The sequence below is a fragment of the Flaviramulus multivorans genome, from assembly GCF_021728415.1.
Classification (GTDB): domain Bacteria; phylum Bacteroidota; class Bacteroidia; order Flavobacteriales; family Flavobacteriaceae; genus Sabulilitoribacter; species Sabulilitoribacter multivorans.
This window is the reverse complement of sequence record NZ_JAKKDV010000003.1, coordinates 317,386-340,877: the sequence shown is the minus strand read 5'-3', so window position 1 is coordinate 340,877 and position 23,492 is coordinate 317,386. Positions and strand designations below refer to the sequence as shown.

The 23,492-nt window shown below is 33.6% G+C and carries 19 protein-coding genes; 12 read left to right on the top strand and 7 right to left on the bottom strand.

What is annotated here, in order from left to right; genetic code table 11:
- Positions 1 to 296: 296 nt before the first annotated feature.
- From L3X39_RS09925 to L3X39_RS09915, 3 genes are all read right to left on the bottom strand, one after another.
- Entirely contained in the window at positions 297 to 725 is a 429-nt protein-coding gene (locus L3X39_RS09925; RefSeq protein WP_237231632.1) for a hypothetical protein, read from the bottom strand.
- Between the two features lie 183 nt (positions 726 to 908).
- Positions 909 to 1,280 carry a TfoX/Sxy family protein gene (locus tag L3X39_RS09920; protein WP_237231631.1) on the bottom strand — a complete coding sequence of 124 codons (372 nt, stop codon included), beginning with the start codon at positions 1,278 to 1,280 and terminating at the stop codon, positions 909 to 911.
- 3 nt (positions 1,281 to 1,283) lie between these two features.
- The gene (locus tag L3X39_RS09915) at positions 1,284 to 2,372 is read right to left on the bottom strand and encodes a heparan-alpha-glucosaminide N-acetyltransferase domain-containing protein (RefSeq protein ID WP_237231630.1); all 1,089 of its coding nucleotides are present in this window, start codon (positions 2,370 to 2,372) and stop codon (positions 1,284 to 1,286) included.
- A gap of 101 nt (positions 2,373 to 2,473) precedes the next feature.
- On the opposite strand from L3X39_RS09915, the gene L3X39_RS09910 reads away from it, so the two are divergent.
- Genes L3X39_RS09910 through acs form a run of 4 tightly spaced genes read left to right on the top strand, consistent with a single transcriptional unit; the run spans position 2,474 to position 7,819 of the window.
- Complete coding sequence (locus tag L3X39_RS09910; RefSeq protein ID WP_237231629.1) at positions 2,474 to 3,835, top strand: alanine/glycine:cation symporter family protein; 1,362 nt, start codon at positions 2,474 to 2,476, stop codon at positions 3,833 to 3,835.
- Positions 3,836 to 3,844: 9 nt separating this feature from the next.
- Positions 3,845 to 4,099, top strand: coding sequence for a DUF4212 domain-containing protein (locus tag L3X39_RS09905; RefSeq protein ID WP_237231628.1), 255 nt, complete (start codon positions 3,845 to 3,847; stop codon positions 4,097 to 4,099).
- A complete protein-coding gene (locus tag L3X39_RS09900) occupies positions 4,089 to 5,819 on the top strand; it encodes a sodium:solute symporter family protein (RefSeq protein ID WP_237231627.1) in 1,731 nt (576 codons plus the stop codon). The genes L3X39_RS09905 and L3X39_RS09900 overlap by 11 nt, the downstream gene beginning before the upstream one ends.
- A gap of 53 nt (positions 5,820 to 5,872) precedes the next feature.
- Positions 5,873 to 7,819 carry an acetate--CoA ligase gene (acs, locus tag L3X39_RS09895; protein WP_237231626.1) on the top strand — a complete coding sequence of 649 codons (1,947 nt, stop codon included), beginning with the start codon at positions 5,873 to 5,875 and terminating at the stop codon, positions 7,817 to 7,819.
- Positions 7,820 to 7,830: 11 nt separating this feature from the next.
- Here the strand turns inward: acs and L3X39_RS09890 are convergent, their stop codons facing one another.
- The 3 genes from L3X39_RS09890 to L3X39_RS09880 are packed head-to-tail and all read right to left on the bottom strand — an operon-like array spanning position 7,831 to position 11,090.
- Entirely contained in the window at positions 7,831 to 8,499 is a 669-nt protein-coding gene (locus tag L3X39_RS09890) for a 3'-5' exonuclease (RefSeq protein WP_237231625.1), read from the bottom strand.
- A 23-nt stretch (positions 8,500 to 8,522) separates the two neighbouring features.
- Positions 8,523 to 10,442 (bottom strand): DUF294 nucleotidyltransferase-like domain-containing protein, encoded by a 1,920-nt coding sequence (locus L3X39_RS09885; protein WP_237231624.1) that lies wholly within the window; start codon positions 10,440 to 10,442, stop codon positions 8,523 to 8,525.
- Between the two features lie 33 nt (positions 10,443 to 10,475).
- Positions 10,476 to 11,090 carry a fumarylacetoacetate hydrolase family protein gene (locus L3X39_RS09880; RefSeq protein WP_237231623.1) on the bottom strand — a complete coding sequence of 205 codons (615 nt, stop codon included), beginning with the start codon at positions 11,088 to 11,090 and terminating at the stop codon, positions 10,476 to 10,478.
- A gap of 147 nt (positions 11,091 to 11,237) precedes the next feature.
- On the opposite strand from L3X39_RS09880, the gene ahr reads away from it, so the two are divergent.
- Both ahr and L3X39_RS09870 read left to right on the top strand, forming a co-directional pair.
- A complete protein-coding gene (gene ahr, locus L3X39_RS09875; protein ID WP_237231622.1) occupies positions 11,238 to 12,245 on the top strand; it encodes an NADPH-dependent aldehyde reductase Ahr in 1,008 nt (335 codons plus the stop codon).
- Positions 12,246 to 12,677: 432 nt separating this feature from the next.
- Positions 12,678 to 14,450, top strand: coding sequence for an ABC transporter ATP-binding protein (locus L3X39_RS09870; protein ID WP_237231621.1), 1,773 nt, complete (start codon positions 12,678 to 12,680; stop codon positions 14,448 to 14,450).
- Between the two features lie 20 nt (positions 14,451 to 14,470).
- Here L3X39_RS09870 and L3X39_RS09865 read toward each other — a convergent pair whose 3' ends face one another.
- Positions 14,471 to 15,676 (bottom strand): multidrug effflux MFS transporter, encoded by a 1,206-nt coding sequence (locus L3X39_RS09865; protein WP_237231620.1) that lies wholly within the window; start codon positions 15,674 to 15,676, stop codon positions 14,471 to 14,473.
- 99 nt (positions 15,677 to 15,775) lie between these two features.
- Here L3X39_RS09865 and L3X39_RS09860 point away from each other — a divergent pair, with 99 nt between their 5' ends.
- The 6 genes from L3X39_RS09860 to L3X39_RS09835 all read left to right on the top strand — a co-directional run bounded on the left by L3X39_RS09860 (position 15,776) and on the right by L3X39_RS09835 (position 23,479).
- On the top strand, positions 15,776 to 16,360 hold the full coding sequence (locus L3X39_RS09860; RefSeq protein ID WP_237231619.1) for a Crp/Fnr family transcriptional regulator: 585 nt from the start codon (positions 15,776 to 15,778) through the stop codon (positions 16,358 to 16,360).
- 106 nt (positions 16,361 to 16,466) lie between these two features.
- Positions 16,467 to 17,045, top strand: a complete 579-nt coding sequence (locus tag L3X39_RS09855) for a YceI family protein (protein WP_237231618.1) — start codon at positions 16,467 to 16,469, stop codon at positions 17,043 to 17,045.
- Positions 17,046 to 17,195: 150 nt separating this feature from the next.
- Complete coding sequence (locus tag L3X39_RS09850) at positions 17,196 to 18,284, top strand: amidohydrolase family protein (RefSeq protein WP_237231617.1); 1,089 nt, start codon at positions 17,196 to 17,198, stop codon at positions 18,282 to 18,284.
- Between the two features lie 80 nt (positions 18,285 to 18,364).
- Positions 18,365 to 21,274 carry a PEP/pyruvate-binding domain-containing protein gene (locus L3X39_RS09845; protein ID WP_237231616.1) on the top strand — a complete coding sequence of 970 codons (2,910 nt, stop codon included), beginning with the start codon at positions 18,365 to 18,367 and terminating at the stop codon, positions 21,272 to 21,274.
- A gap of 2 nt (positions 21,275 to 21,276) precedes the next feature.
- Positions 21,277 to 22,536 (top strand): serine hydrolase, encoded by a 1,260-nt coding sequence (locus L3X39_RS09840; protein ID WP_237231615.1) that lies wholly within the window; start codon positions 21,277 to 21,279, stop codon positions 22,534 to 22,536.
- A 1-nt stretch (position 22,537) separates the two neighbouring features.
- Positions 22,538 to 23,479, top strand: coding sequence for a TerC/Alx family metal homeostasis membrane protein (locus L3X39_RS09835; protein ID WP_237231614.1), 942 nt, complete (start codon positions 22,538 to 22,540; stop codon positions 23,477 to 23,479).
- The last annotated feature ends 13 nt before the right edge of the window (positions 23,480 to 23,492 follow it).

Below are 23,492 nucleotides of genomic sequence, written 5' to 3'. Positions count from 1 at the left end.
CTTCTTGTTCTTTCTTTGTTACTCGTTTTTGATGTTTATCATCTTCGTGAAATAGTTTAAAGTATGCTAATAATTCAAGTATTGCTTGTATCATCTAGTTCGTTTCTCAAATGTGCTACAACGATATGATATGAAGTCGTTTTAATGATTTATATCAGTTGATAAGCGAAGTTAGAATTTCCTTACCTAAAAAGCAATACGTAGTGCTACGTATTTTATGTGGTTTTTTAATTCCAAATAGAAAAGGCTGTCTAAAAATTGACAGCCTTTTCTATAATTTATTTAGTTATTATTTTTTAGTTTCCAGCACTTAACGAATAGCTTCCGTCTCCATTAAATGATGTAAGCGTAATTGTAACAGTCCAATTTCCAGGTTCACCAGAGCTTGTAACACCATCAATAGTGTCAGGTTCAGTTCCGCCGTTCAAAGTTCTATCAAGCACAACTGTTCCATTTGCATCTGCGACAACCATTTTAAAAGTTCCATTTGCTGTCGCTGTGATATCAGCATTATAGTCAGCCGTTGCCAAGTTATTTGTCCAGTTAATAATTCGAGAAGTATTTCCCCCGTTTCCAGTAAAATCACCACCAATATCACCAGAAGGTCCTTCGTTAACAGTGATATTTGCAGTTGGACCATCATCATCGGAACAAGACATAAATGTCCCAATAAATAATGTTAATGCGGTTAAAATTGTAAGTAGTTTAAAATTTGGGGTTTTCATAAAATTTAATATTTAATTAATAATTAATTTTTGTTATCTATTCTTATATAAAACAATTAAGTCGATAAAATTCCTAGGCTGTAAAGATAACAATTATTGTTTATTCACTATAAGTAAAAAATATTCTTACAATAAAAGCAATACGTAGAGCTAAGTATTTTATGCGGTCATAAAGAAAAAGGGTTATTTTTTTCTCTTTTTAGGTTTGCTCGCTTTAGCTAACGGGTTAAAAGCTAAACATAAATCTATCCAATACCCCAAATCTTCATCAGTATCAAAACCTTCAGGGGTTACAAAAATATAGCCTTTCATGGGTCTGCCTGTAAAATCCATAGGCAAACACACCGGTTTTTCAAGTGCTTTTAAATAAGCATCTTCACCAATACGTGCCATTAACAAACTATCGCCATATTTTTTATCGATGTGGATACCACAAAGCATTTTGTTGTCTACTTTAAAGCATAAACCACCCATCATGTTCAAAGTTTCAAAATGCGTATGCTTTTCTTTTAACTGTTGTTTAATGCGGTCTGCCAAAAATTCATCAAAAGCCATAGTCTATCTTTTAAAAGTATCTATAATTTTTCGTGCTATACTATACACAATATGATTGGTTTTGGCGTAATGAAACGATAAAAAGCAAACAACAATCATAAATAGCACAACACCCCAAAGCGCTTCACTAGGCTCTAAGGATTTACTAAAATAACGCTTAAGACCATAACCCGTAAAACTTCCGTAAAGAATGATAAAATGAATCACATAAATAGAAAGCGTTTTTTTACCAATATTAGCTACAATGGATTGTTTTAAAAACCGTTCAAACATATAAAACACACCAAATAAAATAAGCACGTTACCAAGTCTTGTAAACAAGTAATTATAGTTAGCACTCATATGTAATAACTCAATATTGGTTAGGTTACTTAACTTAATTAAAAAGGGCGATGACGAGTATATCAACAAAATTCCTACTATAAAAAATGTAATAATGGTAAACACTTTAAATCGGGTTCTGTGTGCATGTCTAAAAAACACTGTAGATAAAAATGCTCCAAAAGCAGAATACCCAAACCATGGTAAAATGGTAAAAACAGACCCATTGGATTTGGTCATATAATTAGCAATAATTTGTGGAACATTATCTAAAGTTATGGTTCTATAAAGTGGTTCGGTAACAAAACATAAACACCCAATGGTAAATAGCACAATAGAATATATATAACTATGTTTTTTAAAAAGCATATGTAGTAAAACAAGCAATATTAAAGACAAGCCAATGCATTGTAACACATCAACTACAAAAATGTAGGAGCTAAAATAGCCATCAAACCAACTTTTAAGATTGATGCGCAAGCTATACCCAATGCCTAGGAGTAATAAGCCTCTAAAAACACCTTTTTTAATTCTGGCTTTGTCATCGCCTTTGGCATAAGCACGTAATAGTAAGTAAGCAAATACCAACCCTGAAATGGTAAAAAACACAGGAGCGGTTATGCCTCTAAAGTACGTCCAAATATTATAAACGGTGTTAGTTTCATCTCTGTAAATGGGGTTTATTAGGGTGTCAATAAAATGCCCTTGTAGCATCATTAAAATAGCAAATGCTCTAACGGCGTCGATAAAATATAAACGATTAGGTTGCAATAGTAGTTAGTTTAGTAAGCATAAATATACTTTTAAATATTAAAACATAATATGAGTAAAGTGATATATTTATAATATTATTGCTAGTAATTAATGTTACTATGAATGAAATTATAAGGGCTTTTTCTAATTATGCATGGGGATTACCGCTGGTTATTCTGTTAATAGGAGGCGGTTTGTATCTATTAATTTTATCAAGATTTTTGCCGTTTCGATTTTTAGGACACGCCATTCAAGTACTTCGTGGGAAGTATGACAATCCTGATGATGCCGGTGAAATTAGCCATTTTAAGGCCTTAACAACCGCTTTGTCATCTACAATTGGAATGGGTAATATTGCTGGTGTTGCAGTAGCAATTTCTGTGGGCGGACCTGGAGCCATGTTTTGGATGTGGGTTAGCGCCATTGTTGGGATGTCTACAAAATTTTTCACCTGTAGTTTAGCAGTTATGTATCGTGGTAAAGATAGCAATGGCGAATTGCAAGGTGGTCCTATGTATTTTATAATGGAAGGCTTAGGAAAATCATGGAAACCGTTGGCTATTATGTTCAGCCTTTTTGGAATGATAGGCGCTTTACCCGTTGTAAATGTTAATCAGTTAACACAGGCTATAAACGATATTGTTTTAACACCTAATGGCGTAGAAGTTGGATTGAAATCAAATTTAATTTTAGCGTTTGTTTTAGTTACAATAACATCCATAATTATTTTAGGAGGATTAAAACGTATAAGTAATGCAGCGTCAAAGTTGGTGCCTAGTATGGTTATTTTATACTTTGCTTTAGTATTATTTATTTTGATTTCTAATTACGACACACTGCCTAAGTATATATTGATGATTTTTACGGATGCCTTTTCTGCAGATAATTATAAAGGTGATGCCTTTTTTGGAGGGGTTTTAGGAGCATTGATTTTATTAGGAATTCGTCGGGGCGCCTTTTCAAACGAAGCGGGAATTGGTACAGCACCCATGGCGCATGGCGCCGCTAAAACGAATGAACCTATTCGAGAAGGATTAGTTGCTATGTTAGGTCCTGCGATAGATACTTTGGTAGTTTGTACTTTAACTGCTTTGGCTATTTTAGTTACGGGCGTTTGGGAAACCACGAGCGATAACGGTGTGAGTTTAACAGCATCGGCATTCAGTCATACTATGCCAGTTTATGGCGACTATTTGCTTATGGTTTGTGTGTTGATTTTTAGTATTTCTTCATTATTTTCATACTCGTATTATGGTACAAAATGTTTATCTTTTATTATAGGAGCAGATAAAAAGCACTATTATAATTATTTTTATATCATCAGTATAGTATTGGCTGCAACAACGCCTTTTAGTATGATGCTCAATTTAATTGATGGCGTTTTTGCACTTATGGCAATACCAACCATGATAGCTACCCTAATAATGGCGCCTAGAGTAGTAAAAGAATTTAAAGCTTATAGAAAAAGAGTTAACCAATAAAACTAACATATGACAAAACGCAACGCTAAAGCCTACTGGAAAGAAAATATAAGGTATGTACTTATTTTATTGGCTATATGGTTTTTAGTGTCCTATGGAGCAAGTATCTTATTTAAAGACGCGTTAAACAATATAAAGGTTGGAGGCTTTAAACTAGGATTTTGGTTTGCACAACAGGGCTCTATGTATGTGTTTGTAATTCTCATCTTTGTGTATGTAAGACTTATGAATAAACTTGATAAAAAATATGGCTATGACGAGTAGTATATTTTTAGTCGAGGCGTTAGACGTTCAAAATTGGACTTACATTTTAGTAGGATTAACCTTTACTTTGTATATAGGTATTGCCATTTGGTCGAGAGCGTCGTCTACCAAAGAGTTTTATGTGGCTGGAGGCGGTGTTTCGCCATTGGCAAACGGTATGGCAACTGCTGCCGATTGGATGAGTGCCGCTTCGTTTATCTCGATGGCAGGTATAATCTCGTTTGCAGGGTATGATGGTGCCGTATATTTAATGGGATGGACAGGTGGTTATGTACTACTCGCATTACTGTTAGCACCTTATTTACGTAAGTTCGGAAAGTTTACTGTGCCCGATTTTATTGGAGACCGTTATTATTCTAAAACAGCACGTTTGGTTGCTGTATTTTGTGCTTTATTAGTTTCGTTTACATATGTAGCAGGACAAATGCGCGGTGTAGGTATTGTGTTTTCACGCTTTTTAGAAGTCGATATTAATACAGGGGTCATCATAGGCATGATTATCGTTTTATTTTACGCGGTATTGGGTGGTATGAAAGGTATTACCTATACGCAAGTGGCACAATATTGTGTGCTCATTTTTGCGTTTATGGTGCCTGCCATTTTTATTTCCATTCAAATGACTGGTAATCCCATTCCACAATTAGGTTTTGGAAGCACTTTGTCTGATGGCTCAGGAACTTATTTGTTAGATAAATTAGACGGATTAAGCACTGAACTTGGATTTTCAGAATATACAGAAGGCTCTAAATCGATGATAGATGTTTTTGCTATTACTTTAGCATTAATGGTTGGTACCGCAGGATTGCCACATGTTATTGTCCGCTTTTTCACAGTAAAACGTGTAAAAGATGCTCGCAAATCTGCAGGAATAGCGCTGTTGTTAATTGTTATTTTATATACCACAGCACCGGCTGTTGCTGTTTTTGCCAGAACCAATATGATAGAAACGGTTTCAAACCAATCGTATAAAGATGTTCCGGAGTGGTTTAAAAAATGGGAGACAACGGGACTTATTACGTTCACTGACAAGAACAATGATGGATTAATTCAATACGTAGCAGACAAAAACAAGAATGAATTGGTAGTCGATAACGACATTATGGTATTGGCAAACCCAGAGATTGCTAAATTACCTAATTGGGTAATTGCGTTAGTAGCAGCTGGTGGTTTAGCTGCCGCTTTATCAACCGCTGCTGGTTTGTTATTAGTCATTTCATCTTCTGTGTCGCACGATCTGATTAAAAAAATAATCAAACCTTCTATTTCTGAAAAAGGTGAACTTATAGCGGCACGCTTATCGGCAGTTGGAGCGGTTTGCGTTGCAGGATATTTTGGAATCAATCCTCCGGGGTTTGTAGCGGCTGTAGTAGCCCTTGCTTTTGGGTTAGCTGCAGCGTCGTTTTTTCCAGCCATTATTTTAGGAATATTCTATAAACGAATGAATAAAGAAGGTGCTATTGCAGGTATGATCGTAGGTATTACTGCTATGTTATTGTATATGATTAAATATAAATTAGGCTGGTTTGATGAGGCATTACCAGATAAAAGTGAATGGTGGTTTGGAATTTCACCTGAAGGATTTGGTACGGTGGCAATGATTTTAAATTTTATAGTGTCCATATTCATTATGAAATTCACACCTGAACCACCTGAAGACGTTCAAGAAATAGTTGAAAACATTAGAATACCAAGCGGAGCCGTTAGTGCAATAGACCATTAGAAAGAACCAATAATTTTAGTAATTTAGAACACGCTTAAGACAACAAAATTACAATGCAAAGATTTCAAATAAACTCATATCATGAATATGAGAAAACTTATAAATATAGTATAGAGAATCCGGAAGCTTTTTGGGACGAAATTGCTTCATCTTTTCAATGGAAAAAAAAGTGGACCAAAACTCTTGAATGGGATTTTAATATTCCTGAAGTAAAATGGTTTGTAGGTGGAAAATTGAATATCACTGAAAACTGTTTGGATCGACATTTAGCAGAGCGTGGTAATCAAACCGCATTAATTTTTGAACCAAATAGTCCTAATGAGCCTGCTCAATATTTTACTTATAAAGCCTTGCATAGTAAAGTTTGTGAGTTTGCTAATGTTCTAAAAGCAAATAATATATCAAAAGGGGATAGAGTTTGTATTTATATGCCCATGGTACCAGAGTTAACAATTGCAGTTTTGGCGTGTGCGCGAATTGGTGCTATTCATTCAGTGGTATTTGCAGGTTTTTCCGCGTCCGCTTTATCAGCAAGAATAAATGATGCACAGTGCAAAATGTTGCTTACAGCTGATGGCGGATTTAGAGGAGATAAAATCACACCGTTAAAAGCAATAGCAGACGATGCATTAAAATCGTGCCCTTCTGTAGAAAAAACTATAGTTTTAAAACGTGTACTATCGGATGTAAACTTAGTTGAAAATCAGGTTTGGTGGCATGACGAACTTAAAAAAGTAGATGATTATTGTCCAGCTGAAGAAATGGATGCGGAGGACATGCTTTTTATTTTATATACATCGGGTTCTACAGGAAAACCCAAAGGGATGGTGCATACTTGCGGAGGTTATATGGTTTATACAGCCTATACTTTTAGAAATGTGTTTCAATACCGTTGTAATAGAACTGTCGATTTGGGAAGAGAAGATACCAGAGCTAGCGTGCAAGATGTGTTTTGGTGTACTGCTGATATTGGTTGGATTACTGGTCATAGTTATATCGTATATGGACCGTTAGCTAATGGTGCAACAACCGTTATGTTTGAAGGTGTTCCTAGTTATCCTGATTACGGACGTTTCTGGGAAATTTGTGAAAAACACCGTGTGAATCAGTTTTATACGGCACCAACAGCTATAAGAGCTTTGGCAAAAAATGCAGTTAATTTAGCGGATAATTACTATTTAAAACATATAAAAACTTTAGGAACTGTTGGAGAACCCATAAATTTAGAAGCTTGGAACTGGTATAATGATTATGTGGGTAAAGGTAAATGCCCCATCGTTGATACATGGTGGCAAACCGAAACAGGCGGGATAATGATATCTTCTTTAGCGGGTGTTACCAATGATAAACCTACTTTTGCCACTTTGCCATTACCTGGAGTTCAACCCGTTTTATTAGATGAAAAAGGAAACGAAATTCAAGGAAATCCTGCCGAAGGTATATTGGCAATAAAATTCCCATGGCCTTCATTGGCTCGCACTATTTATGGCGACCATCAGCGCTATAAAAATGTATATTTCTCAGCGTATAAAGGCATGTATTTTCCAGGTGATGGTGCATTGCGCGATAAATCTGGTAATTATCGTATTACTGGTAGAGTCGATGATGTAATCATTGTATCTGGGCATAATTTAGGAACAGCCCCTATTGAGGATATTATTGACGAGCACCCTTTAGTTGCTGAAAGTGCTATTGTAGGTTTTCCACACGATATAAAAGGTAATGCTTTGTATGGTTATGTTACCCTAAAGGATTCAGGAAAAAATTCAAATTATGACGATTTGCGTAAAGAAATTAATCAACTTATTTCCAATCATATCGGACCCATCGCAAAGTTGGATAAAATTCAGTTTACACAAGGTTTGCCAAAAACTCGTAGCGGAAAAATCATGCGCCGTATTTTACGTAAAATAGCCGAAAAAAACACAGATAATTTAGGGGATATTAGCACACTTCTGAACCCCGAAGTGGTTCAGGATATTATGGATAATGCGCTTTAAAAAGTTGTTAACTATTTTTTCAATAAATACCCCCAATTTAAGCGTTTACGTTTATCCAAACGAGCCAAAATTTTTAAGAATACCAAAGCCGTAATTAAAGCATCACCAGTGGCGGTATGTCTGTCTACCATGGGAACGTTAAGTTCTTTTGCTAAGTCATCTAGCGAATACATTTTTTCGTTTTGTTTGTAAATAATATGTAGCGAACGCTTGAACAAAACTCCAGTGTCAATAAATTTATTTTTTAGTTTACCTAGACCATGTCTTAAAAGCATTTCGTTAATCATAGTTTTATCAAAATGGGCATGATGTGCTATTAAAACATCGTTTTTTATATAAGATAAAAAGGCTTTTATAGCTTCTAACTCACTTATTTTTTCTTGCGAACCAGTTTTCATTAAACCATGAATTTCAACAGTTTCCGGTTTAAAAACGTCTTGTTCTAAATACAGTTCTAAACTATCGTTTACATTTATAGTTTTACCGGTAAATGCTACGGCTCCAATAGATAAAATTCGATCTTCTATTTTATCAAATCCTGTTGTTTCAGTATCAAAAGCAATAAACCGGGTACTGGCTATTGACGAGGCTTTGAGCTTAGTTTTGCTAAAAGCTTCACAGTAATTAGCCCAAAACTCCGGATAATTTTGTTTTTTATTAAATAACCAATTAAAAATCATTTATAAGGTTTGTTTTAATAAGATTACATAAAGTTTTTTAAATCGAACCTTATTTTTAAAGTTTCTTGAATTTCTTGAATGGGCTTAAAACAGCGTCTTAATTTTAGTTTTTCCTCTTTGGTAAGGGTTTCTAGTTCAATAAACTTACCTGTATTGTTATGCAATAACCCTTGCTTGGTTTTAAATTTAGATAGTGCTTTAAATGCATAAGAACAGGACTGATAAAGTTCTTTATTATTAGGTTCTATTTCAGTCAACTTTTCATAACGTTCGGAAGTGTTATTGATGCCTATTATATTGCTATTTAAAATAAGTAATCTGGCAGCATCAATTAAAGGCATTAAGGCTCTACTTTTAATATTGAAAAGGTCTTTTTGGTCGCCATTCTCTTCAACTAAAAACTGTTTAAAAAAGCCTAGGGGTGGCGGGCTTTTTATAGCATCTCTTCCTAAGAATTTAAAAAATAAAGTTGTTTTACTCAGTGATTCATAAATAGAATTAGATAGCTCATTAATTAAATTTTTGTTGCCATAAATACAGCTAAAATCAAAAAAGATTGACGATAGTAAAATGGCCTTGTCATCTGGATTTAAAATCCAGTTATTAAATTGAGCTTTCCATTTTTCAAGCGATTTACACCATTCACTGTTGCTAGCTATCATATCGGCTTCGCAATATTCAAATCCTATTTTATTAAGTGATTTATTAACGTGTTTTGCCAGTTCTAAAAAGTATAATTGAGTTTTTTCATAGTTTTTTTCAGGTACATTTTCAAAAACAATGGCGTTATCTTGGTCGGTGAAAAGTAACTGCTCTTTTCTACCTTGGCTGCCAATAGACATCCATGAAAAAGTAACAGGTGGCGGAGTAGACATTTTTTGTAAGGCAATTTCAATAGCTCTAACCGTAATAGCATCATTAATTTGCGATATAATTTTTAAGATATGAGATATTGGTATGTTTTGCTCTAAATAGCTTTTTAAAAGTGTGTTAGCTTTTAGTCTAGCTGTTCTTAGTTTTTTAGTTCGGTCGGCGCGCTTTATTTCTTTTAAAATCACCGAAGGGTTATTACCTAAAGTAACTAAAACATCATGGTGTGTTAAAACACCAATAAGCTTTGAATTAACGGTGCCATCTTTTGTAATACATAAATGTCCAATGTTATGTTTTATCATCTGTAGCTGTCCGTCTGCTACCGTTAAATTTTTTTTATTGGTTACAACAGGTGAACTCATAATATTGGTAACGGGTGTTTCAATAGGAAATAAGCCTGTAGCAATTTTATTTTTGATGTCACTATTAGTAATAATACCCAATGGATGTTTATTAGAATCAACTACAATAATACATCCAATTTTATGTTTGCTCATTGCTAGGGCCGCTTCTTTTAAAGAAGCATCCACATTGCAACAAATAGGTTTCTTTGAGTAATTTGCAGTTTGAAGACTTACAACATCTTGAGATGTATTTGGTAAGTAATCAGAAAATATTTTGCCTGTTTCTTCAGCAGTAAACGGGTCGTAGGCATTAGTAGCGAACGCTGTTATTAAAAATTTGTAAACACTGGTATTGTTTTGTGTTACGGACTGAAACGTGTTTATAGGTATGGCGTATACAATAGATTCCTCATTAGCAGTAGCGGTAAGTTTGTAATCTTCTTTTGCAATAAGAGGTCTAACCCCAAATATGTCACCGGCATCACTTATATTTACTACTTCTTGTTTGTTTTCAATATTGGTGTGATACGAAGTTATAGCACCGTTTCTTACAATGTAAAAATACTCGTGGAAAGTATCACCTCTTTTAAAAAGGGTATCACCTTTTTCCATATAAATGATAGAAACTTGTTTTGAAATTTCAAGTAAATCATCCGTTTTTAGAATATTAAAAGGCGGGTAATTTTTTAAAAAATCGAAAACACGTTCTGCAATGGAATTTTTCATTCAGATACTTTTCAGTTTATTTTTAGGTTTTAATTAAACCAATTTAAAATCTAAAAGCAATTCACCTTCAACAAAAGCTTGCAAGTGGTCGCCCTTAACGTTCAGTCCAGCACCATTTGCTGGCGTTCCAGTAAATATCAAATCGCCGGGTTCTAAAGTCATAAATTTCGAAACATAGGCTATAATTTCAGCAAAATTATAAATCATAAAATTGGTATTCCCCACTTGTGTTTCTTTACCATTAATGGTCAAACTAAAATTAATATTATATAAGTCTGGAAAGTTAGCAACCGGCTTAAATCCGCTAATTGGAGATGCACCATCAAACCCTTTTGCTAAAGCCCAAGGCCCTTTATTTGCTCGACTTGCCGCCAATACATCTTTGGCAGTATAATCAATACCAATACCCATCTCACTTATATAAGATACTGCATCACGTTCAGCAATATTTTTACCCGTTTTCACAATTTTCGCAACAAGTTCAACCTCGTAAGCCAATTCATTCGTTATCGCTGGAAACTCAATGTTTTTATTATCTGTTACTAGAGTGCTTTCAGCTTTTAAAAAAATAGTTTGTGCACCATTTTTAAGCGCATTAATTTCACTTTTATCGGCAACGTAGTTTTTCCCAATACCTATTATTTTCATGATAAAAAAATTAAAAAATTATAAGTGTAAATGTAGTAAATTAACATACAATTATTTTTAAAGAAATTTAACTAATAATTATCTTAAAAGCATTTAATATTCAGTAGATTTAAAAATTGTAGCTATAATAATATAAAATAGAAAAATATGATAAAAGTTAATGCTTATGCGGCTCAAGAAGCAGGTGAGAAATTACAGAAATTTCAATATGAATTGCCAGAAATCGGTAAAGAAGAAGTTGATATAAAAGTTCATTATTGCGGTTTGTGTCATTCCGATTTAAGTATGGTGAATAATGATTGGGGCATGACACAATATCCAATTGTTCCAGGACACGAAATTGTGGGTGAAGTAACGAAAATAGGTAGTGAAGTAAAAGAGCTTAAAATTGGTGATAGAGTAGGTATGGGGTGGTATGCACAATCGTGTATGCATTGCAACCAGTGTATGGATGGAAAGCAGCATTTATGTGGAACTATTGAAAGTACTATTGTCGGGCGCCATGGTGGATTTGCGGATGCTGTTAGAGGTCATTGGTCGTGGGTAACGCCATTACCAAAAGGATTGGATATGGCAAAAGCAGGACCATTATTTTGTGGAGGCATTACGGTATTTAATCCAATAGTTTTGTCGGGCGTACAACCTACTGATAAAGTTGGTGTAATTGGTGTTGGAGGTTTAGGGCATATGGCTATTAAATTTTTAAAAGCTTGGGGCTGTGAGGTTACTGCTTTTAGTTCGAACCCAAATAAAAAAGAAGCCATTTTAAAAATGGGAGCACACCAAGTTGTTGATTCAACAAAGCCAGAAGATTTAGAAAGAATAGCAGGAACTTTAAATTTTATTTTAAATACCACAAACGTAAGTCTTGATTGGAATTCATTTTTGACTACGCTATCACCACAGGGTAAATTACATACAGTTGGTGCCGTTTTAGAGCCTATGGCTATTCCAGCATTTAGTTTGATAATGGGTGAAAAATCGGTTGGCGGAAGTCCGTTAGGAAGTATTGCCTTAACTCGTAAAATGCTAGAGTTTTGTGTGAGGCACAACATTTATCCAACGGTTGAAGAATTTAAAATGGAAAATGTAAATGATGCGATTAAACATTTGGAAGATGGTAAAGCAAGATTTAGAATTGTACTTAAAGCTTAAATAAATATAAATTAAACACATGTATTATGGCAAAAACTCAAGACGCAAAGAAGAATGTTAAAAAAGAAGCAGTGTTAACTCCCAAAGAAAAGAAAGCTGCAAAATTGGCTAAAAAAGCAAAACGCACTTAAACTATTAAACTGTATTAATCAATGGACATTTTAGTATAAAATACTTTTCATAGTGTCAGTTCGAGTGATTTTTTGATAAAAAAATTGTATCGAGAACTAATTTATATCCTAAATTCTTATTCTCGATACAAATTTCACTCATTTCAATTATGAAATTTACTCGAATTAACAGAGTTTATCTTGGATATTTACAAATTTAAACCACTTTTTTAAGTGGCTTTTTATTTCACATACATTTGTGCTATCCAAATTATAGAATACCTATTTTTACAGTCATAAGTCATTAGAAAATATTTTATAAATGCAGCATTTAAAAAAGTCCACAAAAGATACTTCCACAGAAAAATCAAAAGTAACCATGTTGCAAGCTTTTAAAACCATTATTTGGCCTAGGCGAAATTTGGTTTTTATTGGATTGTTTTTAATAGTACTTAAAAGTTTATCAGGTCTTATTTTACCATGGCAAAGTAAGGTGTTGCTCGACGATGTAGTACCAAATAAAGATTACAACCAACTTTACAACCTTATTTTTATTGTTTTAGGAGCACTTTTAGTACAGTCGGTCACCTCATTTTTGTTGACTCGGATATTAAGTGTACAGGCGCAATATTTAATTTCCGAATTGAGGGCTCAAGTTCAAAAAAAGGTATTGTCATTGCCCATAAGTTTTTTTGATAATGCAAAATCGGGTGCTTTAGTTTCTAGAATCATGTCCGATGTTGAAGGCGTGCGTAATTTAATTGGCACGGGCTTAGTACAATTAGTTGGTGGTTCGTTCACAGCAATAATATCTTTAATTATTTTGATAAAACTGAACCCTTGGATGACTTTATTCGTATTTGTACCGCTGTCAATTTTTGGATACATAGCACTCAGGGCTTTCAAGTATATTCGGCCTATTTTCAGAACGCGGGGAAAAATTAACGCCGAAGTAACAGGAAGACTCACCGAAACTTTAGCAGGCGTTCGAGTAATAAAAGCTTTTAATGCCGAAGATCAAGAAAATATAGTATTTGAAAAAGGGGTTGAAAAATTATACCAAAATGTAAAAAAGAGTTTAACAGCCACTGCTTTTATGACGAGTTCGTCAACCTTTTTAATTGGCGTTGCTACCACTGGCATCATGGGTATTGGTGGTTATTACATGATTATTGGTGAAATGACAACGGGTGACTTTTTATTCTTCACCCTAATTCTAGGTTTTATGATTGCTCCAATTATACAGATGAGTAATATTGGGAGTCAGTTAACCGAAGCATTAGCTGGTTTGGATAGAACCGAAGAACTTATGAATATGACTGCAGAAGAAGATAATCAAGAGCGCAATATAGAAATCCAAAACCTAAATGGTGATATTGAATTTAACGATGTGTCGTTTGCATACGAGGAAGGAAAAGAAGTTTTACACAACGTAAATTTTAAAGCTCCGGCAGGTTCAGTAACAGCTTTAGTTGGTAGTTCGGGTTCTGGAAAATCAACCATTGCAGGATTATCCGCAACATTCTTAAATCCTAAATCAGGTAAAGTAACTATTGATAATCAAGACTTATCAAAAGTAAAATTAAAGAGCTACAGACAATATTTAGGGGTTGTTTTACAAGACGAATTTTTGTTTGAAGGCACTATTCGTGAAAACATTATGTTTCCCCGGCCTAATGCCACAGAAGAAGAATTACAAAAGGCTGTAAAAGCGGCTTACGTTAATGAATTTACCGATAGGTTTGATGATGGTTTAGAAACCTTAATAGGGGAGCGTGGTGTAAAATTATCGGGCGGACAACGTCAGCGTTTAGCCATTGCACGTGCTATTTTAGCAAATCCAAAAATCATAATTTTAGATGAGGCAACCTCCAACTTAGATACCGAAAGTGAGGCGTTGATTCAAAAAGGTTTATCAGAATTAGTTAAAAACAGAACCACCATTGTCATTGCTCACCGTTTAAGCACCATTAGAAAAGCAGACCAAATTTTAGTCATTGAAGCTGGAAACATTGTAGAACGTGGTACACATGATGAACTTATTGCTAAAGAAGGCAGGTATTACGATTTATATACCTATCAGGCTAAGATTTAAGAGGGTTGTAATTTTGTTAATTATAAACTTGATAATTTAGATTTTCGCTTTAAAATTAAAAAAACGATTACAGAGCTTATTCCAAAAATTGAAAATCCAATAAATAAGGGTAGCACCGAATCAATCACAAAACTACCAATATAATTAGCAATTGGCACAGCAATCACCGTGGATAGAAACCCATTAATAGCGGCTCCAATACCTGCTATATGTCCTAAAGGCTGTAATGCGAGCGCTCTTAAATTTCCAAATAAAAAGCCTACAGCGAAGAACTGCAATCCAAAAAAAGTAAGCAACATATAAATACTCGGGTTTTCTGAATTCCAAAAAAGAATAACATATAAAATTGAAATGGCAGCATAAGCGAAACAAGAAAAATAGGCCATATTAAACATACCAAAACGTACTACAAATCGACTATTAAAATATGTGGCTAACCCAACAGAAATAGCTAAACTCGCAAAGATATAAGGAAACATATCAGCTAAATTATACTGCACTTGAAAAATTTGTTGAGATGTACTTAAATATACCAAAAATGAGCCCGTAATAAAGCCAGAAATTGCGGTAAAAGCAACCGCTTCCTTGTATTTAAAAAATTCCTTAACACCATCAAAAAACATATGGCGTGTAAATTTAATGCGGCGTTCTTTAGGTAAGGTTTCAGGTTGTCGTTTTAAAAACCAAAGCATGATTAAAACTCCAATAATTAAATTGAAATAAAATATAGCCTTCCAATTAAAATAATAGAGTAAAAATTGACCAAGTGTAGGTGCAATTACTGGAACCAGAATAAAGAACATCACTACAATTGAAATTATTTTAGCCATATAATCGCCACTAAACTCATCTCGAATCATAGATAAACTAAGGCTTCTGGGTGATGATAATCCCACGCCTTGTAAAACTCTACCCAAAATCATCATCTCAAAACTTTTAGTAAAAAGGCAAATAAAACTTGCTATGATAAAAATTAAAAAACCAATGTATACAAGGGGTTTTCTTCCAAAACTATCAGATAGTGTTCCAAAAACAAGCTGACCTGAACCTAATCCTAAAAAAATCATGGTAATAAATAACTGGTTATCGTTAGAGGTTTCCACACCAACGGCTGCACCAATATCTGGAAGAGCCGGTAATAAAGCGTCGATAGAAAGGGCAACTAACGACATTAAAGAAGCCATTAAGGCCACAAATTCAAATTTAAAGGTTTGGGCTTTCTGCATAATGCAAAAGTAGATTAATTAATTTCAGGAAAATTCTATTTACTATCTAATAACACAATGTTATTATTGTTAAATTTGATACCTACAAAAAATGCATCAATGAAAATAAAACCTCTTTTAGATTACATTAGAAAATATGTTGATTTAACACAAGAGGAAGAGGCTATCTTAACTTCAAAAGTAATTTTCCGAAAATATTTAAAAGGTCAATATATCTTACAACATGGAGACGTATGTAAATATCAATGTTTTGTGATTTCTGGCTGTACTAAAACATTTTTCTTGGATGATGAGGGACAAGAGCATATTATTTTGTTTTCTGTTGAAGATTGGTGGACTTCAGACATGGGGAGTTTTATAACTCAAACACCTGCAGATTTAAATGTCCAGTGTATAGAAAACACAGAATTAATTATGTTTCCTATTGAAACAACTGAAGAATTATATGATAAAATACCCAAGTTAGAGCGTTTTTTTAGAAAAATAATAGAACGCGGATTGGTGGCGACTCAAAAACGATTGATTAGAAATTTTAGCCTCTCTGCAAAGGATAGATATCTGTACTTCAAAAACCAATATCCTGATATTGAGCAACGTATTCCTCAATACATGTTAGCATCTTACCTAGGCATTACTAAAGAGTTTCTTAGTAAAATTAAAAGTCAGTTACTTTTGGAAGACTGAATGTTAAACTAGATTAACATGTTTTAATAAACTACTTCATTTTTTTATAGAATTAAGTTTGCAATATTTGCATCATAATTTATTTAAAAAAAAAACATACTTAAAAATGAAAAACACAATTAAAAATTTAGCAATCATTGCATTTGTAGCTTTGGTTACTGTTTCTTTTACAACGGTTGATAAAGAGAAAAAAGAGGTAAAAACTGAAAGCAGTAAGGTAGTTTGGAAAGGTTATAAGGTAACAGGTTCGCATGAAGGTACCATCGCAATTAAATCTGGAGCATTAGTTTTTGAAGAAGAAACATTAAAGGGTGGCGAATTTGTAATAGATATGACAACTATTAACAGCACAGATTTACAAGGGGAATATAAAGGAAAGTTAGACGGACACTTAAAATCTGATGATTTTTTTGGTGTTGAAGCACACCCAACAGCTACTTTAGTTTTTAAAGATGTTCAAGCTACAGGTAAAAACTCTTATACTGTAACAGGCGATTTAACTATTAAAGGAAAAACAAACCCTGTTACTTTTTCTATTTCTATATATGGGAGTAAAGCCACTGCTACTTTAAAAGTTGACAGATCAAAATACGATGTACGTTATGGCTCTACAAGTTTTTTTGATGGCTTAAAAGATAAAGCCATTTATGATGAGTTTGATTTGGTAGCAGACTTAGAATTCTAGTTAATAGTTGATTAATAGCAATTTAGGGCACTCAATTTTGAGTGCCTTATTTTTTTATACTATTTTATAACTTTGTTAAACCCTTCATAAAGTTTCAATTTTATAGACTATGATGTTTATTTTTATTGACAATTTTAACTACCACCATTTATGAGTTCTAAAAATATCCTATTAATTGTATTCGCTTTTCTTTTTTCAATAAGTGTATCATCCCAAGACATGTCTTTTGAAGATTACAATCCTAAATCCACCTTAGTTGTTCCTGGAAAAGTTATTAAACGTGCTAAATTTCCATTTATTGATGTACATGGACATCAAAGGCGAATGGCAACACAGGATATGACCCCAGTAATAGAGGCTATGGATACACTTAACATGAAGATTATGGTAAACTTAAGTGGTGGTTCGGGTGAAAATTTGCAAAAGGCTGTACAGAATGTAAAAGATAACTTTCCAAATAGATTTGTGGTGTTTTCTAACGTAGATTTTAATAACGCTGGGGCAGAAGGGTGGATTGATAAAGCAGTAAACCAATTAAAAGAAGATGTAAAAAATGGTGCTAAAGGATTGAAGGTTTATAAAAGTTTAGGGATGTATAATAAAGATGTAGATGGAAATAGATTGGCTATTGACGACCCAAGACTAGACCCTATTTGGAAAACTTGTGGCGATTTAGGGATCCCCGTGCTCATTCATGCAGCAGACCCAAAGTCTTTTTGGGATGACTTTGATGGCGATAACGAACGTTGGTTAGAACTTAAAACACACCCGAGAAGAAAACGAGGTGCTGATAATCCTGCACCATGGGAGCAAATTATCAACGAGCAACATAATATGTTTAAAAACCACCCCAAAACCACTTTTATTAATGCACATATGGGTTGGTATGCCAATAATCTTGGAAAGTTAGGCGAACTTTTAGACGAGATGCCAAATATGAATGTTGGTATAGGTGCTATTATTGCCGAATTAGGAAGACAGCCACGTTTTGCCAAAGCATTTTTTATCAAATATCAAGACCGTATTTTGTTTGGAAAAGATAGTTGGGTCCCTGAAGAGTTTCCAACCTATTTCAGAGTACTTGAAAGCGCCGATGAATACTTTCCCTATCACAAAAAATATCATGCCTTTTGGCCAATGTATGGTTTAGATTTACCAGACGAAGTACTTAAAAAAGTGTATTATAAAAATGCACTTCGTATTGTTCCAGGCTTAGATAAAAGCTTGTTTCCTAACTAGGATAAAAATTATTTTAATCTATATGATATTTTGATTGAAATTGGTTTTACATTTGATATAAAATTGTATATTATATCAACATGAAAAAGTTAGTTTTAATTAGTTTAGTTATTGTAGGATTCATTCTAAAAGGCTTTTCTCAAAAAGTTAGCAATGAAGCTATTACTCAACAAATTATTCAATACAAAAAAGATGTACGAGGTCCTTATAAGGATATACGCTGGTTTTGTACCGATGGCAGTATAAGGCAACCCAAAGACCCATGTCCCGATAACATTGGTCCGGGTGTTCAACATGCACGTTATAAAGATGCTGTGGTGTCGCTTGGAAAGACCAATCATATTTATTTAGGACAAATTTTAGCCTACACCGATAAAAATGAGTTTTGGGATGCTGATAATAACCACTCTAGATTAAAGCAATATCAACTTGATAAGTATTTACGCGCCGTAGATAATGGATGGATTAATGAAAAAGGACAATTTTACAGAGGCGCCATTCAATCTGAAGATGAAGCGAATTGGGGAATTGATTTCTATAAATGGTTATTGGCAAAAGATGAAAACATTGAGAAGCACTACTTTTTAATTCGTCAGTCCTTAAAAGATATTCCTCATAATGGTGACGATAATTTGTCTCAACTAATTAGGAGTCAGTCAAAAGTAATTTCAGATGAGTTTATTCAGTTTATGGATTTGCGTGTTAAAATTCATAGTCAACCTGAAGCATCAGATATTGAAAAAGTCATTGCTTTTAAAAGTAAATACGGTACTCAACTTTCCAGCAATCATAAAAATAAAATTGATGAATTGGTAAATACTATGCAAAAGTTTTACAAACCTATAGATATAAAATCATTAGTCAACAAATCCTCATTATTTAAAAATACACCTATAGGTGAAAAAATATCAAGTTATATAGCTACAAATTCATCTGAAACAAAAGCTTCAACACTAATCCCAGAAACAGCGGAACTTTTAATGGCAATCAGAGAATCTATATTGGATGAAAAACGCCCATTAGCCAGATTACAACTTCTTGATTTGTCGCTAAAACTTGAAGAGATTGTCTTTAAAACATCTCCAGAATGGGAACCTGAAAACCTTCAGCAAATGCTCACTAAAATATGTTATTTAGGAATGGCTACCGCGGGTTCTGGTTATATTGAATTATCAGAATGGGATCAAATTAATTTAAAAACTCCTTCTGAAAACGAAGCTAGTTTAAGCTTAGAAGCATTAACTAATGTTTTAGAAAATGCAAGAAGTTTGGTGGAATGGAGTTCATCAATGGTTAAAGCTAATTATCAAAACACTGTCGATTTATACACAGATTTCGAGCCAAAAGCTTATGGTTTTATTGATGATAAAATTAGAGGCTCTATTGCTTTATATCTTGGTGAGAATGTTGGTAAACTTGGTGATTTTATTGCAAAAGAATCAGCATTAACCAATAAAGTTATGGATATACCCAATCAGAGCTCTTTTAGAGGTTTAAATCCAGGGTACGCTTTTGGAGAATTGGTTGTAGTTGATGGTTCTCCAGACGATATTGAAGTAGATTCGGATAATATATATGTTTTTCAACGCCCTCCAGCCGATTTAAAACCTGTTGCTGGTATTGCTACTGTTTCAGAAGGAAATATGGTGTCACATGTACAATTGTTAGCTAGAAATTTAGGAATACCAAATGCCGCATTATCTGATGAGAATTTAAAGAGTTTAAAAAAATATAATGGTCAAAAAGTGTTTTATGCCGTTTCAAATAAAGGCAATGTTATTTTGAAATCAGAGTCAAACATGACCGAAACCGAACGTTTATTATTTGTTAAAAAGGAACGGAATGAAGAGAAGATTGAAGTACCTATTAAGAGCATTAGACTTACGGAAACCAATATTTTAAACCTACGAGACGTAGATGCAAGCGATTCAGGTAAACTTTGCGGACCTAAAGCTGCAAATCTTGGTCAACTTAAAAAAATGTTTCCCGATAAGGTTGTTGAAGGTTTAGTGATTCCTTTTGGAATTTTTAAAGAACACATGAACCAAAATATGCCAAATAACGATATTTCATATTGGACATTTTTAAATGTCATGTTTGCGAAAGCTGAAAGGTTGAGAAATGAAGGCGTTAGCGAAGCAGAAGTTGAAAGCTATCAGTTACAAGAATTGGAAAAACTTAGAGCAGCTATTAAAGAGATTACCTTAAAACCTGAATTTATTGAACAATTAGAATCAGATTTTAAAAATATTCTTGGAAAAGAATTAGGTGAAGTCCCAGTGTTTTTAAGAAGTGATACCAATATGGAAGACCTAAAAGACTTTACAGGTGCTGGATTAAATTTAACGATTTTCAACGTTGCAGATAAAGACAAAATCCTTGACGGAATTAAGGCTGTTTGGGCATCACCTTACACAGAACGAAGCTTTAAATGGCGTCAAAAATATTTATTGAATCCTGAAAATGTATTCCCATCTATTTTAGTTATTCCTAGTGTAGATGTTGATTATTCTGGGGTCTTAATTACCAAAGGTATTAGCAATGGCAATGAAGATGATTTAACGGTGGCAATAAGTCGTGGTGCTGGTGGTGCTGTGGATGGTCAATCAGCTGAAACGTATTTAATTAAATTGAATGGAGGTATGCAGTTTTTAGCACCTGCTAGAGAATCGTTGTATAATAGTTTACCAGCAACTGGTGGCATACAAAAAAAGCAAGCAACCTTTGAAAAGCCAATTTTAAATCAACAAAACATAAACGAGATACGTGCTTTAGCAAAAACCATTCGAAAAACACTTCCTAAGGAAACACATTCTGATTATGAGGGTGCCTATGATGTAGAACTTGGATTTAAGGATAACAAGTTATGGTTGTTTCAAATTCGACCATTTGTAGAAAACAAAAAGGCTCTAAGTTCAGAATATTTAGAATCTATAACACCAATAATTGATAAAAACAAGGTGATATCTCTTTCGAAAAAAATAAATTAAAAATGAAAAAACTAATTTTTATTGTCAGTGTTCTTTTTTTGTGTTCAGCCTTTACAGCGGTGCATTTTTATCCTATTGATGGTTATGAGCATACGGGAATAAAACGTTTAAAACGCTTGGAGCTTATTAAAAGTGGTGAGCTTAAAGACCCTACAAAAATTCCAGATGGCGCATTAAAATCCTATATGGATATTAAGTTAAACTTACTTCCTAAAAAGAATGATAGTGTGCACTGTTACATGAAAGTTGATGAGAACTTTCAAAAGGAAATCAATAATTTATTTAGGGGTTTAGATAAAAGCTATTCCCTTTCTGTTTTAGATATTTCGGACATTAATCATGTACGTTATGCCCATCGTAATGAAACAGCTGGTTACCAACCAGGAAGTGTTGGAAAAATTGCGGTGTTAGTTGGGTTATTCAACCAGTTAGCTAAAATTTATCCCGATGATTTTGAAAAGCGACTAGAGTTACTTCGAAATAAATCTGTAAAAGCTGGAGTTTGGGGATTAACAGACGAACATACAATTCCTATTTTCAATATTGAAACTCAAAAACTAGTAAAACGTCAAGTCATTGCTAGTGATGTTTTCACTCTTTTTGAATGGGCAGATCATATGCTATCCGTAAGTAACAATGGCGCAGCAAGTATTCTTTGGCGCGAAGTACTTTTAATGCAGGCTTTTGGTGATAAATATCCAGATCTTACTGAGGAAGATGCTTTGGCTTATTTTAAAACGACACCAAGAAAAGAATTAACGGATATTGGAAATGATGTTGTCAATCTCCCATTGCGTGAGTTAGGAATTACACATAATGAATGGCGTTTAGGTAGTTTTTTTACTAGAGGTGCCAATACGTATGTTGGAGATAAAGGTGGAAGTATTGGTACTACTCAGGGCTTAATGAAATTTTTAGTGCAATTGGAGCAAGGCAATGTTGTGGATACTGAATCGAGCTTAGAAATGAAGCGATTGATGTATATGACAGACAGACGTATACGCTATGCCCAATCGCCTGTTTTAAAGGAAGCAGCAGTCTATTTTAAATCTGGAAGTTTGTATAAATGTGATAGGAGTAAAGGGGAAGCTTGTGGAAAGTATATGGGAAATGTTCAAAATTTCATGAACTCGGTGGCGATTGTTGAGCATCCTGATAATTGTAATTATATTGTAGTTTTAATGACCAATGTGCTAAGAAAAAACTCGGCAACCGATCATATGATGCTAGCAGCAAGTATTGATAAGGTGATTAGGAAATAATATGATAGTTTGGATCATATTTATTTCGGTTATTTTAATTTTTCTAGCTTTAGATTTAGGGGTCTTTAATAAAACTCCGCACATTATTTCAACTAAAGAAGCTTCTATTTGGACGTTTGTTTGGATAAGTATTGCTTTAAGTTTTTCATTTTTAATTTATGTGATTTTTAAAAATGGTTGGGTAAATAATCCTACTAATTTAGCACCTGTTGACGCATCATTGAAATATGTAACAGGATATCTTATTGAACTATCATTAAGTGTCGATAATATTTTTGTTATTGCTGTTATATTTTCTTCATTCAGAATTCCACAACAATACCAGCACCGAGTACTGTTTTGGGGCATTATGGGCGCTATTGTTTTTAGAGCCGTTTTGATTTTTTTTGGTGTTACAATTTTCACAGAATTTGAATGGATAACCTATGTTTTTGGTGTTTTTTTAATACTTACGGCAATCAAACTATTGTTTTCAAAATCAGAAAATGAATTTAACCCTAAAAAATCATTTGTTTATAGGACTTTAAGAAAAGTTATGCCAATATCTTCTAATGTAGAAAGCGAGTATTTTTTCGTTAGAAAGAAACATTTACTTGTTGCAACTCCGCTATTTTTAGTCTTAATTTTAATTGAATTTACAGATATACTCTTTGCATTTGATAGTATTCCAGCTATTTTGGCAATTACTACAGACCCATTTATAGTTTTTAGTTCTAACATATTAGCTATACTAGGGTTAAGATCAATGTATTTCTTTTTAAGTAATATGACCAGTAAATTCTACTTTATAAAATATAGCTTAGTTGCTATATTAGGATTTGTTGGAATAAAATTGCTTCTCGCTCACGTATATAAGTTTCCAGAATGGTTCTCACTAGGGTTTATTTTGTTAGCCTTATTAGCGGGTATAGTGGCTTCGTTAAAATCTAAAGCTAGTCATTAATTGAATTAAGAAA

What these genes read in the sequence shown, in the direction of transcription:
- L3X39_RS09925 (WP_237231632.1), bottom strand. Translation starts at nt 725, where the DNA reads ATGAAAACCCCAAATTTTAAACTACTTACAATTTTAACCGCATTAACA.
- L3X39_RS09920 (WP_237231631.1), bottom strand. Translation starts at nt 1,280, where the DNA reads ATGGCTTTTGATGAATTTTTGGCAGACCGCATTAAACAACAGTTAAAA.
- L3X39_RS09910 (WP_237231629.1), top strand. Translation starts at nt 2,474, where the DNA reads ATGAATGAAATTATAAGGGCTTTTTCTAATTATGCATGGGGATTACCG.
- L3X39_RS09905 (WP_237231628.1), top strand. Translation starts at nt 3,845, where the DNA reads ATGACAAAACGCAACGCTAAAGCCTACTGGAAAGAAAATATAAGGTAT.
- L3X39_RS09900 (WP_237231627.1), top strand. Translation starts at nt 4,089, where the DNA reads ATGACGAGTAGTATATTTTTAGTCGAGGCGTTAGACGTTCAAAATTGG.
- acs (WP_237231626.1), top strand. Translation starts at nt 5,873, where the DNA reads ATGCAAAGATTTCAAATAAACTCATATCATGAATATGAGAAAACTTAT.
- L3X39_RS09890 (WP_237231625.1), bottom strand. Translation starts at nt 8,499, where the DNA reads ATGATTTTTAATTGGTTATTTAATAAAAAACAAAATTATCCGGAGTTT.
- L3X39_RS09885 (WP_237231624.1), bottom strand. Translation starts at nt 10,442, where the DNA reads ATGAAAAATTCCATTGCAGAACGTGTTTTCGATTTTTTAAAAAATTAC.
- L3X39_RS09880 (WP_237231623.1), bottom strand. Translation starts at nt 11,090, where the DNA reads ATGAAAATAATAGGTATTGGGAAAAACTACGTTGCCGATAAAAGTGAA.
- ahr (WP_237231622.1), top strand. Translation starts at nt 11,238, where the DNA reads ATGATAAAAGTTAATGCTTATGCGGCTCAAGAAGCAGGTGAGAAATTA.
- L3X39_RS09870 (WP_237231621.1), top strand. Translation starts at nt 12,678, where the DNA reads ATGCAGCATTTAAAAAAGTCCACAAAAGATACTTCCACAGAAAAATCA.
- L3X39_RS09865 (WP_237231620.1), bottom strand. Translation starts at nt 15,676, where the DNA reads ATGCAGAAAGCCCAAACCTTTAAATTTGAATTTGTGGCCTTAATGGCT.
- L3X39_RS09860 (WP_237231619.1), top strand. Translation starts at nt 15,776, where the DNA reads ATGAAAATAAAACCTCTTTTAGATTACATTAGAAAATATGTTGATTTA.
- L3X39_RS09855 (WP_237231618.1), top strand. Translation starts at nt 16,467, where the DNA reads ATGAAAAACACAATTAAAAATTTAGCAATCATTGCATTTGTAGCTTTG.
- L3X39_RS09850 (WP_237231617.1), top strand. Translation starts at nt 17,196, where the DNA reads ATGAGTTCTAAAAATATCCTATTAATTGTATTCGCTTTTCTTTTTTCA.
- L3X39_RS09845 (WP_237231616.1), top strand. Translation starts at nt 18,365, where the DNA reads ATGAAAAAGTTAGTTTTAATTAGTTTAGTTATTGTAGGATTCATTCTA.
- L3X39_RS09840 (WP_237231615.1), top strand. Translation starts at nt 21,277, where the DNA reads ATGAAAAAACTAATTTTTATTGTCAGTGTTCTTTTTTTGTGTTCAGCC.
- L3X39_RS09835 (WP_237231614.1), top strand. Translation starts at nt 22,538, where the DNA reads ATGATAGTTTGGATCATATTTATTTCGGTTATTTTAATTTTTCTAGCT.